The organism is Scandinavium goeteborgense, from assembly GCF_003935895.2.
GTDB lineage: Bacteria > Pseudomonadota > Gammaproteobacteria > Enterobacterales > Enterobacteriaceae > Scandinavium > Scandinavium goeteborgense.
Genome location: NZ_CP054058.1, coordinates 4,353,182 through 4,364,815, shown reverse-complemented (window position 1 = coordinate 4,364,815; position 11,634 = coordinate 4,353,182). Strand labels below are relative to the sequence as shown.

Here is an 11,634-nt window from a genome sequence, read left to right as displayed (position 1 = left end):
ATTGACTGCTTTTATGCCACAATACGCTATGCCCGTCATACTTCAAGCAGCAGGGGTGGATAGCCGATGTTTCGGCAGAAAATGGACTGGAAAACCAGAGAAAACGGGTTTGCCGCTTTCACGATGGGACCGCTGAATAATTTCTGGCGCCAGCGTGAAGAAGCCGAATTCAGAGGCGTGGATAACGTTCCGGTGCGCTTCGTCCGCTTTCGCGCCAAAAAACACGATCGGGTGATTGTGGTCTGTCCGGGCCGAATCGAAAGCTACGTGAAGTATGCGGAGCTGGCCTACGACCTGTTCTACAGTGGCTTCGACGTGCTGATTATCGATCACCGTGGGCAAGGGTTGTCCGGGCGAATGCTCGACGACAGCCATCGCGGCCACGTGGATAACTTCAGCGATTACGTCGACGACCTGACCGCTTTTTGGGAACAGGAAGTGGCACCGGGGCCGTGGCGTAAGCGTTATATCCTCGCTCACTCAATGGGCGGCGCCATTTCTACGCTGTTTTTACAGCGAAATCCAAAGCAGTGCGACGCGCTCGCGCTTTGTGCGCCAATGTTCGGTATCATCATGCGGTTGCCCGACTGGATGGTGCGGCCAATTCTCGATTTCGCTGAGGGCCATCAGCGCATAAGAGAAAGCTATGCCATGGGAACCGGGCGTTGGCACGCGCTGCCGTTCAGCCTCAATATCCTGACCCACAGCCGGGAACGCTATCGGCGAAACCTGGGGTTCTATGCCGACAATCCGTATATTCGCGTTGGCGGACCGACCTATCATTGGGTGCGGGAAGGGGTGATAGCCGGAGAAGAAATTCTGGCCGGCGTGGCGTTGGATGACACCCCGACGCTGCTGATTCAGGCTGAAGAAGAAAAGGTCGTGGATAACCGTATGCACGACCGCTATTGCGCACTCCGCGCCGCGGCGGGCAAGCCTTGTGAAGGCGTGAGTCCGCTTGTCATACCCGGTGCTTATCATGAGATCCTTTTCGAAAAGGACGATATGCGCTCAGTCGCGCTCGAGACTATCGTCGAGTTTTATGATCGACATAATTAATCCGGCGTTAATGCCGCTCTTACCAGAGGTTTAATTCGTTTATGTACCAGGTTGTTGCGTCTGATTTAGATGGTACGCTGCTCAATCCCGACCATCGTCTGTCCCCCTACACCAAAGAAACGCTGACCTTGCTGACCGAAAAAGGGGTGAACTTCGTTTTTGCGACTGGCCGCCACCACATTGACGTTGGGCAGATCCGCGATGGCCTGGGCATCAAGGCATTCATGATCACCTCCAACGGTGCTCGCGTTCACGATACCGACGGCAATCTGGTGTTTGCCCATAACCTCGATAGCGATATCGCCTCTGACCTGTTTGGTGTGGTGAATAACAATCCGGATATCGTGACCAACGTGTATCGCAACGACGAATGGTTCATGAACCGTCATCGTCCGGAAGAGATGCGTTTCTTTAAGGAAGCGACTTTTAACTATTCGCTTTATGAGCCGGGCCTGCTGGAAGCCGAAGGCGTCAGCAAAGTGTTCTTCTCTTCGCCGGATCATGAAGTGCTGCTGCCGTTAGAGCAGGCGATCAACGCGCGTTGGGGCGATCGCGTCAACGTGAGTTTCTCGACCCTGACCTGTCTGGAAGTGATGGCGGGCGGTGTGTCAAAAGGACACGCGCTGGAAGCGGTCGCGAAAATGATGGGTTACGGCCTGCCGGACTGCATCGCGTTTGGCGACGGCATGAACGATGCCGAAATGCTCTCCATGGCGGGCAAAGGCTGCATCATGGAAAACGCGCATCAGCGTCTGAAAGATTTGCATCCGGAACTGGAAGTGATTGGTTCGAACGTGGATGACGCGGTACCGCATTACCTGCGCCGCCTGTATCTCAATCAGGCGTAACGCAACGCGATTCGCTCCAGTCAATAAAAGCCCTGCTGGTCAGGGCTTTACTGTATAACCAGCCCTGCGCGTATTTCACGCCATGCGCTTTCAGCCACGCGGCCTGCGCCTGCGTTTCAACCCCTTCCGCCAGCGGCTCCAGCGACAATGACTTCGCCAGCGCGATAACCTGCGGCAGCAGACTTTTGCCCGGCAGCGGGTCGACCAGCGTTTTATCAATTTTGAGCATGTCGAAGGTCATCGCCTGGAGATAATTCAGGTTTGCATAGCCACTGCCAAAATCATCCAGATAAATGGCGTGCCCCGCCTGGCGATAGTGCTCAATCATCGGGGCGATGGCATCCGGATCAACCATACTGCTTTCCGTCATTTCCAGCGTGATTTGCTGCGGGCGAACCCCGTAACCACGACACATCATTGCCAGGTGCTCCAGCAGAACGGTGGATTGCAGGTCGTCGGGTTCAACATTGATGGAAACGTACTGGCCCGGATTCTGACGCAGCCATGTGCCGAGATCGTTCAGCACCTGCTCAACCACCCACACCGTCATCGTGCTCAGCAGCTGCGTTTCTCGGGCAAAAGGAATGAAGCTGTCCGGCGCCAGCAGTTTGCCGTCCGGCTGCGGCCAGCGCACCAGCGCTTCGGCCCCGACGACGCAGCCACTTTCCAGCAGAACGATCGGCTGATACCACATCTCCAGTTGTCGGGTGTGGATAGCCTGTTTCAGCCGCGCTCGTGAGGCGTTCAACTGGTGAAGAATTGAAGGAATTAAACTGCCGTCAGTCACAGGGTCCATCCTGAAAATGCTGCTGATGGGGGAAGATATTCAGTATTCCCCGAATTCGGTCGCATAACTATCAGTAATGGACTAATTAGGGCTGAGAAATCGCTGCTGTAAAACGTGAGCGTTCTTTATTTGACCAGTTGTCAACCGAAGACTCCGCTACAATGCCTGCAAACTATCCTGAGAGAGTCTCATCGTGGCGTTACTGATTATCACCACCGTGTTGTGGGCGTTTTCCTTTAGCCTGATTGGCGAGTACCTGGCGGGGAGCGTTGACAGCTATTTCTCCGTGCTGATGCGCGTGGGCCTGGCGGCGCTGGTGTTCCTGCCATTCCTGCGGGCGCGCTCGCAATCGTTGAAAGTCCTGCTGATGTACATGCTGGTGGGGGCGATGCAGCTTGGCATAATGTACCTGCTGGCGTTCCGCGCCTATCTCTACCTGACCGTGTCCGAATTTCTGCTGTTTACGGTGCTGACCCCGCTGTACATCACCCTGATTTACGACCTGATGAGTAAACGCAGGCTGCGCTGGGGCTATCTGCTGAGTGCCATGCTGGCGGTGATTGGCGCGGCGATCATTCGCTATGACCACGTCAGCACGCATTTCTGGACCGGGCTGCTATTGGTGCAGCTGTCGAATATCTGCTTTGCTATCGGGATGGTCGGCTACAAGCGTTTAATGGAAATCCACCCGATGCCGCAGCACAACGCCTTCGCCTGGTTTTATCTTGGCGCCTTTATTGTGGCGCTGGTGGCGTGGTTCATGCTCGGGAATCCGAACAAGCTGCCGACGATCACGTTGCAATGGGGCATTCTGGTGTGGCTCGGCGTGGTGGCTTCAGGGCTGGGCTACTTCATGTGGAACTACGGCGCCACGCAGGTGGACGCCGGTACGCTGGGGATCATGAATAACATGCATGTGCCTGCCGGGCTGTTGGTGAATCTGGCTATCTGGCAACAGCAGCCGCACTGGCCGAGCTTTATTATAGGTGCGTTGGTGATTGTGGCTTCGCTGTGGGTCCATCGCCATTGGGTCGCTCCGCGCTCCGGACAAACGGCAAATGATCGCAAGCGTGATTCCGCGTTGAGCGAATAAATGCTTCGGTAACCGGCTGGCGCTGCTCGCCATCGCGCACGGCAGCGTACAGTCGGCTCCACAGACCTTCGCCCAGGGTTTTGGTCACCACCAGGCCCTGGCGTTCAAAACTCTCCACCACCCAATGCGGCAGGGCAGCAATGCCCATTTTCGCTGCCACCATCTGAATCAATAACAAGGTGTTATCCACGCTTTTCAGTGATGGGCTCACGCCGGCTGGCTGTAAAAAATGGCGCCAGATATCGAGTCGGCTGCGCTGCACCGGGTAAATCAACAGCGATTCGCTGGCGATGTCTTCCGGTGTGATGCGGGCTTTCGCCGCCAGCGGATGATCGGGAGCCAGCACCAGTCGCACTTCATAATCAAACATCGGCGAATAGTGGAGACCGCTGCGCGGCAGAATGTCTGAGGTCAGCACGATATCCAGCTCGCCTTGCTGCAACGCAGGCTGCGGGTCGAACGTCACCCCCGATTTGAAATCCATCTCCACCTGCGGCCAACTCAAACGGAAGTTTTCCAGCGCGGGCGTCAGCCACTGAATACAGCTGTGGCACTCAATGGCGATCCGCAGCGTCGTCTGCTGCGGTTCATTGCAGGCCTGCAGCGCGCGGCTAATCTGCGGCAGGACCTGATTGGCCAGCTGCAGCAGAATTTCGCCCTGCGGAGTGAAGCGCAGCGGCTGACTCTTACGGACAAATAGCCGGAAGCCAAGGCGCTGTTCCAGATCGCTGAATTGGTGAGAAAGCGCGGATTGCGTCTGGTGCAGCATGGCTGCTGCTGCTGCGAGCGATCCGCTATTCCGCAACGCCTGTAGCGTTTTCAGGTGTTTAATCTCGATCATGAAAGTCCTTCACTTCGGCATGAATAAATTGCGCTTGAGGATCATACAGTACCTGCCAATTATAGATGTGTAAACATCCAGACGTCTAAATCCTTAGTCTTTTAAATTTATGGTGCGTTGGCTGCGTTTACTCACCCCGGTCACTTACTTATGTAAGCTCCCGTGGATGAGCAAACTTACCGCCTTCCCTAAATTCAAAATCCATAGGATTGACCATTAATTAGAGGAAGAACTGATGACCATTAAAAACCACACCCTCGGATTCCCTCGCGTTGGCCTACGCCGCGAACTGAAAAAAGCACAAGAGAGCTATTGGGCGGGCAATTCCAGCCGTGAAGAACTGTTGGCGACCGGGCGTGAACTGCGCACCCGTCACTGGCAGCAGCAGAAAGACGCTGGCGTGGATCTGCTGCCCGTGGGCGATTTTGCCTGGTACGACCATGTTCTGACCACTAGCCTGCTGCTAGGCAACGTGCCGGCTCGTCATCAGAACAAAGACGGCTCAGTGGATATCGACACGCTGTTCCGCCTCGGACGCGGCAGGGCGCCAACCGGCGAACCGGCAGCGGCGGCAGAAATGACCAAATGGTTTAACACCAACTATCACTACATGGTGCCGGAATTCACTAAAGGGCAGGAATTCAAACTGACCTGGACTCAACTGCTGGAGGAAGTGGACGAAGCGCTGGCGCTGGGCCACAACGTGAAACCTGTGCTGCTCGGCCCGGTGACCTATCTATGGCTGGGTAAAGTGAAAGGCGAGCAGTTCGACCGTCTGAGCCTGCTGAAAGATATCCTCCCGGTTTACCAGCAGGTGCTGGCCGAGCTGGCCAAACGCGGCGTCGAGTGGGTACAAATCGACGAACCGATTCTGGTGCTGGAGTTGCCGCGTTCGTGGCTCGATGCGTTCCAGCCCGCTTACGATGCGCTCAAGGGCAACACTAAGCTGCTGCTGACCACCTATTTCGAAGGCGTGACGCCGAACCTCGACACCATCACCGCGCTGCCGGTGCAAGGTCTGCATGTCGATCTGGTACACGGTAAAGATGACGTCGCCGAACTGCACAGCCGCCTGCCTGCAGACTGGCTGCTGTCTGCGGGTCTGGTCAATGGCCGGAATGTCTGGCGGGCCGATCTCACAGAGAAATACGCACAAGTTAAAGATATCGTCGGCAAACGTGCGCTTTGGGTGGCGTCTTCTTGCTCGCTGTTGCACAGCCCGATCGACCTGAGCGTGGAAACGCGTCTCGATGCAGAAGTAAAAAGCTGGTTCGCCTTCGCCCTGCAAAAATGTGGAGAGCTGGCGCTGCTGCGTGATGCGCTCAACAGCGGCGACACCGCAGCCATTGCAGAATGGAGTGCGCCGATTCAGGCTCGCCGTCACTCAGGCCGCGTACACAATGCCGCGGTAGAAAAACGCCTGGCCGCGATCACCGCCCAGGACAGCCAGCGCAGTCGACCTTACATTGAGCGTGCCGAAGCCCAGCGCGCGCGCTTCAACCTGCCTGCATGGCCGACCACCACCATCGGCTCTTTCCCGCAAACTACGGAAATTCGCGGCCTGCGCCTCGACTTCAAGAAAGGCAATCTCGATGCGGGCAATTATCGCACCGGCATCGCCGAACACATTAAACAGGCCATCGTTGAGCAGGAGCGTCTGGGCCTGGACGTGCTGGTCCACGGCGAAGCCGAGCGTAACGACATGGTCGAGTACTTCGGCGAGCATCTGGACGGTTTCGTCTTCACTCAGAATGGCTGGGTGCAGAGCTACGGTTCTCGCTGCGTGAAGCCGCCGGTGGTGATTGGCGACATCAGCCGTCCGGAAGCGATCACCGTTGAGTGGGCGAAATACGCGCAGTCTCTGACCGACAAACCAGTGAAAGGCATGCTGACCGGTCCGGTGACGATTCTGTGCTGGTCGTTCCCGCGTGAAGACGTGACCCGTGAAACCATCGCCAAACAGATTGCCCTCGCGCTGCGCGATGAAGTGGCGGATCTGGAAGCCGCAGGGATCGGCATAATCCAGATTGACGAACCGGCGCTGCGTGAAGGGCTGCCGCTGCGTCAAAGCGACTGGGATGCTTACCTGGCGTGGGGCGTGGAAGCCTTCCGCATCAACGCCGCGGTGGCGAAAGATGAAACGCAGATCCACACCCACATGTGTTACTGCGAGTTCAATGACATCATGGATTCCATCGCCGCGCTGGATGCGGATGTGATCACCATCGAAACCTCGCGTTCAGACATGGAGCTGCTGGAGTCGTTCGAAGAGTTCGACTATCCGAACGAAATCGGCCCGGGCGTATATGACATTCATTCGCCGAACGTGCCAAGCGTAGAGTGGATTGAAGCGCTGCTGAAGAAAGCCGCCCAGCGCATTCCGGCAGAGCGCCTGTGGGTCAACCCGGACTGCGGCCTGAAAACCCGCGGCTGGCCAGAAACCCGTGCCGCACTGGCGAACATGGTGCAGGCCGCGCAGAATTTGCGTCAGGCTTAAGTGCCGGATTGCCTGGTGGCGCGTTGCTTACCAGGCCTACAAAATCATTCTTGTTGGCCTGGCTGCCTGGTGGCGCGATGCTTACCAGGCCTACAAAATCAATACATTGCGCAGGACTGTAGGCCCGGCAAGCTTGCGCCATCTGGCGGCTTTTCTGAAACGTGCTCGCAAAACGGAAAGCAACTCGGATGCAACGCGTAAAACCGCTTTCTTTATAACCATGGTATTCGTAAGGTGATGGCGTTGCGGTCAATCCCGCAACCGGGCGTAGGAACCTGTATAAAACATAAGTGGGCACAGATTTTTCTGTGTTACGGCAGCGTACATCTCAGTAAACTCCATGGTGACGCTGGCGGGGCAACCGAAAGGTTGGCCGGTTTCACTTGTGTCCGGTATTCCTACCCCCGTCAGCGTCACCACCTGTGAGCGTAGGAACTCCAGCGGTGACTCCTTAAAAGACACAAGGAATTGCCAAATGATTAAGAACCCAACCCAAAATCTGTACTCCCTCCAAATCCAGGAAGCCCTCGATATTCCGCTCTCCGGCTCTGCCGATCTTTTAACTACCGCCGATCTCTGCGCCACGTTCGTGAGTGTGATGGTGGAATGCGAAGATGAATATTATCGGCAGGCACTGTATGGGCGTTTAGCGCATGCGCTGACGGTACTTCGCCAACGTTGCGTAGAAGATTTACCCGAGTGGATTGTCCGTCAACTGACGACGAAAACCGTGCCTCTCTCCAGCGTACCGGAGTGCTGGCAGGATTCAGAATTTATGCTGGATTATGCGCAGGCGTTAACCCTGGCATTGAGCGGGAACACGCTTCTGGCACGAAATGCGCAGGATCTGGTGGGTTTGCTGCACGATCTGGTGTATTTGCTGGTGGATCAGTTGAAAACGCCTTTGATCGTCAAACAATAAGACGTTGGCATTTGCCCGGCAGCGTTGCCGGGCAGTCTGAAAATCGTTATCCCTTCTTCCCGCCGTACTGCGCAAACCACGCCAGCATGCGCTGCCAACCGTCTTTGGCAGATTCTTCGTGATAGCTCGGGCGATAGTCAGCGTTAAATGCGTGTCCGGCTTCCGGGTAAACAATAATATCGGCTTTGGCGTTTGCCGCTCGTAACGCCTGACGCATGGTGTCTACGCTCTCGAGCGAAATGCCCGTATCCTGCCCGCCGTACAAACCCAACACCGGCGCGGTTAAATCGATGGCGATGTCGACCGGATGCTTCGGCGAATTGATCGACTTCTCACCCACCAGTTTGCCGTACCACGCCACCGCGGCTTTCAACTGTGGATTATGCGCCGCGTACAGCCACGCAATGCGGCCGCCCCAGCAAAAACCGGTGACCAGCAGGCGATTAACATCGCCGCCGTTACGTGAAGCCCAGCTGGCAACGTGGTCGAGATCGGCCAGCACTTGGGCATCCGGCACTTTCGAGACCAGGCCGCTGAACAGCGTGGGGATATCGGCAAAATCATTCGGATCGCCCTGGCGGAAATAGAGCTCTGGCGCAATCGCCAGATAGCCTTCCACGGCCAGACGTCGGCAAATATCGCGAATATGCTCATGTACGCCGAAAATTTCTTGCACCACAATCACCACCGGCAACGGGCCGTCGGCATTTTTCGGCCGGGCGTGAAACGCAGGCATGTTTTCGCCCTGCGACGGAATAGAGGTTTCACCCGCGATGATGGCGTCTTCAGATGTCAGAATTGAGGTTGATGCGTGCGGTTCTGCAGCCGGTGCAAAGCCGGGTTGTTTGTCTGTCATGCTCTTCTCCGTACCCAATAGCGCAAAAGTAAATATAGTCCGCAGGTTAACAATTCACAGTGCCAGAAAACGGCTATCTTATGTGCAGTGGTTATCATTAACACTTGTTAGTGTGATGTGAATCACTTTTTATAAGAAATCTAATGCAAACATTTTCACTCATAGTGATGATTGTCACGAAAATGTGTCCAAAGCTTCGGTAAAGTGCGTTTTTGCTTCTGCTGACAACTCGACCCAGAGAGGAGTTTTTATATGTCTACGTCTGATGTTTTTCATCTCGGCCTCACCAAGAACGATTTACAAGGGGCAACGCTCGCTATCGTCCCGGGCGATCCGGAGCGTGTGGAAAAGATCGCCGCGCTGATGGACAAGCCGGTCAAGCTGGCATCACATCGTGAATTCACCTCCTGGCGTGCAGAGCTGGATGGCAAAGCGGTTATCGTGTGTTCTACCGGAATCGGCGGCCCGTCCACGTCTATCGCGGTTGAAGAACTGGCCCAATTGGGCATTCGTACCTTCTTGCGCGTGGGCACCACCGGCGCAATTCAACCCAACATCAGCGTGGGTGATGTGCTGGTGACCACTGCATCCGTGCGTCTTGACGGCGCAAGCCTGCACTTCGCGCCGATGGAATACCCGGCCGTCGCTGATTTCGCCTGCACCACCGCGCTGGTGGAAGCGGCTAAATCCGTCGGCGCTACCACCCATATCGGTGTGACCGCTTCTTCCGACACCTTCTACCCAGGTCAGGAGCGTTACGACACCTTCTCTGGCCGCGTCGTTAACCGCTATAAAGGTTCGATGGAAGAGTGGCAGTCGATGGGCGTGATGAACTATGAAATGGAATCCGCCACCCTGCTGACCATGTGTTCCAGCCAGGGCCTGCGCGCGGGCATGGTTGCGGGCGTCATCGTCAACCGCACCCAGCAAGAAATCCCGAACGCAGAAACCATGAAGAAAACCGAAAGCCACGCGGTGAAAATCGTGGTCGAAGCGGCTCGTCGCCTGCTGTAATCCCCGTAACCTCTCTGTTGCCCGATGGCACTGACAACCATCGGGCCAATAACATCATCGTTCTGCATTGAACCGTAGGCCTGGCAAGCGTAGCGCCGCCGGGCGGAATGGAACACGCTTGTTTACAACGATATTTTGCGTACATCCTCGCAGGAAAACCCTTTTCAGCTGGACATTTATACAGCACACTTAACAATTAGATTCTGTTGTGCCGATACGTTGTTGAAGCAGGGGGAAGGGTGGATATCTCAATCATTTTAAGCGCAGTGGCAGCACTGATTGTCGGGGCGGCGTTTGGCTGGTTAGCCAGTAAATCCCATGCCGACCGGCTGCGGGCCGATTTCATTGAAGAGCGGCATGAGCTCGACATTGAACTCAACGCGGCGAAGCAGCAGCTGGCGCAAAATGCCCACTGGCGCGACGAGTGTGAACTGCTGAATAACGAGCTGCGCAGCCTGCGGGAAATTAACACCTCGCTGGAAGCCGACTTGCGTGAAGTGAGCACCCGCCTGGAATCCACCCAGCTGCACGCGGAAGACAAAATTCGCCAGATGGTGAACAGCGAGCAGCGACTGAGCGAGCAGTTTGAAAACCTTGCCAACCGTATTTTTGAGCACAGCAATCGCCGGGTCGACGAACAGAACCGCCAGAGTCTGCACGGTTTGCTGACGCCGCTACGCGAGCAGCTCGACGGCTTTCGTCGTCAGGTGCAGGACAGTTTCGGCAAAGAGGCGCAGGAGCGTCACACCCTGGCCCATGAAATTCGTAATCTTCAGCAGCTGAATGCGCAGATGACCCAGGAAGCGGTCAACCTGACCAAAGCGCTAAAAGGCGATAACAAAACGCAGGGCAACTGGGGCGAAGTGGTGCTCACCCGTGTGCTGGAAGCCTCTGGCCTGCGCGAAGGCCATGAATACCAGACCCAGGTCAGTATCGAAACCGACACCCGCGCCCGTATGCAACCCGATGTGATCGTCCGTCTGCCGCAGGGCAAAGACGTGGTGATCGACGCCAAAATGACCCTTGTGGCCTACGAGCGCTACTTCAACGCCGACGATGATTACACCCGCGAAGCCGCGCTACAGGAGCATATCGCCTCGGTGCGAAACCATATTCGCCTGTTGGGCCGCAAAGATTATCAACAGTTACCGGGCCTGCGTTCGCTGGACTACGTGCTGATGTTCATTCCGGTCGAGCCCGCATTTTTGTTGGCCCTCGACCGACAGCCAGAACTCATTACCGAAGCGCTGAAAAACAACATTATGCTGGTCAGCCCGACCACGCTGCTGGTGGCCTTGCGTACCATTGCCAATCTTTGGCGCTACGAGCACCAGAGCCGCAATGCCCAGCAGATAGCTGATCGCGCCAGTCGTCTGTACGACAAAATGCGCCTGTTTGTTGATGACATGTCTGCCATCGGGCAAGGGCTGGATAAAGCGCAGGACAACTATCGCCAGGCGATGAAAAAACTCGCCTCCGGTCGTGGAAATCTGCTGGCGCAGGCCGAATCATTCCGTGGTTTAGGCGTTGAGGTGAAACGAGAAATTAACCCCGATTTGGTAGAGCAAGCCACCGAGCAGGAGGAGAATTTTGCCCTCGACGACAGCCCATCTAATGAGAACGACGCGGGCATTCCGGCCTCTGACGAACCTTCTGAAACTGAGCCTTCTCGCGTATCCCAGCGCGGTTGAGGCATAGGGGAAATGCCCCCAATCTG

At 56.0% G+C, this 11,634-nt stretch carries 10 protein-coding genes and 1 pseudogene; 8 read left to right on the top strand and 3 right to left on the bottom strand.

All coding sequences use genetic code 11. The features are described from left to right. Positions 1 to 66: 66 nt before the first annotated feature. Complete coding sequence (gene pldB / locus A8O29_RS21600; RefSeq protein WP_125353416.1) at positions 67 to 1,059, top strand: lysophospholipase L2; 993 nt, start codon at positions 67 to 69, stop codon at positions 1,057 to 1,059. Between the two features lie 41 nt (positions 1,060 to 1,100). Next, positions 1,101 to 1,907: a sugar/pyridoxal phosphate phosphatase YigL gene (gene yigL / locus A8O29_RS21595; protein WP_125353417.1), complete on the top strand. Its 807-nt coding sequence runs from the start codon at positions 1,101 to 1,103 to the stop codon at positions 1,905 to 1,907. Here yigL and A8O29_RS21590 read toward each other — a convergent pair. After that, positions 1,894 to 2,694, bottom strand: coding sequence for an EAL domain-containing protein (locus A8O29_RS21590; RefSeq protein ID WP_168713838.1), 801 nt, complete (start codon positions 2,692 to 2,694; stop codon positions 1,894 to 1,896). The two genes, yigL and A8O29_RS21590, sit on opposite strands and share 14 nt — an antisense overlap. 193 nt (positions 2,695 to 2,887) lie before the next feature. On the opposite strand from A8O29_RS21590, the gene A8O29_RS21585 reads away from it, so the two are divergent. Further along, complete coding sequence (locus A8O29_RS21585) at positions 2,888 to 3,787, top strand: carboxylate/amino acid/amine transporter (RefSeq protein WP_125353429.1); 900 nt, start codon at positions 2,888 to 2,890, stop codon at positions 3,785 to 3,787. On the opposite strand, the gene metR is transcribed toward A8O29_RS21585, so the two are convergent. Then, a complete protein-coding gene (gene metR / locus A8O29_RS21580; RefSeq protein ID WP_110512099.1) occupies positions 3,675 to 4,628 on the bottom strand; it encodes an HTH-type transcriptional regulator MetR in 954 nt (317 codons plus the stop codon). The two genes, A8O29_RS21585 and metR, sit on opposite strands and share 113 nt — an antisense overlap. Before the next feature lie 235 nt (positions 4,629 to 4,863). On the opposite strand from metR, the gene metE reads away from it, so the two are divergent. The 3 genes and pseudogenes from metE (at position 4,864) to A8O29_RS21570 (ending at position 8,047) form a co-directional block, all read left to right on the top strand. Next, positions 4,864 to 7,125 carry a 5-methyltetrahydropteroyltriglutamate--homocysteine S-methyltransferase gene (metE, locus tag A8O29_RS21575; protein ID WP_125353431.1) on the top strand — a complete coding sequence of 754 codons (2,262 nt, stop codon included), beginning with the start codon at positions 4,864 to 4,866 and terminating at the stop codon, positions 7,123 to 7,125. Between the two features lie 340 nt (positions 7,126 to 7,465). Beyond that, positions 7,466 to 7,534 (top strand): annotated as a pseudogene (locus tag A8O29_RS23005) (ash family protein); the annotation flags it as partial. Between the two features lie 66 nt (positions 7,535 to 7,600). Then, positions 7,601 to 8,047: a hypothetical protein gene (locus A8O29_RS21570; RefSeq protein WP_246316688.1), complete on the top strand. Its 447-nt coding sequence runs from the start codon at positions 7,601 to 7,603 to the stop codon at positions 8,045 to 8,047. A gap of 46 nt (positions 8,048 to 8,093) precedes the next feature. Here the strand turns inward: A8O29_RS21570 and A8O29_RS21565 are convergent, their stop codons facing one another. After that, on the bottom strand, positions 8,094 to 8,903 hold the full coding sequence (locus A8O29_RS21565; protein WP_110512096.1) for a dienelactone hydrolase family protein: 810 nt from the start codon (positions 8,901 to 8,903) through the stop codon (positions 8,094 to 8,096). A 252-nt stretch (positions 8,904 to 9,155) separates the two neighbouring features. Here A8O29_RS21565 and udp point away from each other — a divergent pair, with 252 nt between their 5' ends. Next, a complete protein-coding gene (udp, locus tag A8O29_RS21560; protein ID WP_125353435.1) occupies positions 9,156 to 9,917 on the top strand; it encodes a uridine phosphorylase in 762 nt (253 codons plus the stop codon). Positions 9,918 to 10,156: 239 nt separating this feature from the next. Further along, positions 10,157 to 11,608 (top strand): DNA recombination protein RmuC, encoded by a 1,452-nt coding sequence (rmuC, locus tag A8O29_RS21555; protein ID WP_125353436.1) that lies wholly within the window; start codon positions 10,157 to 10,159, stop codon positions 11,606 to 11,608. The last annotated feature ends 26 nt before the right edge of the window (positions 11,609 to 11,634 follow it).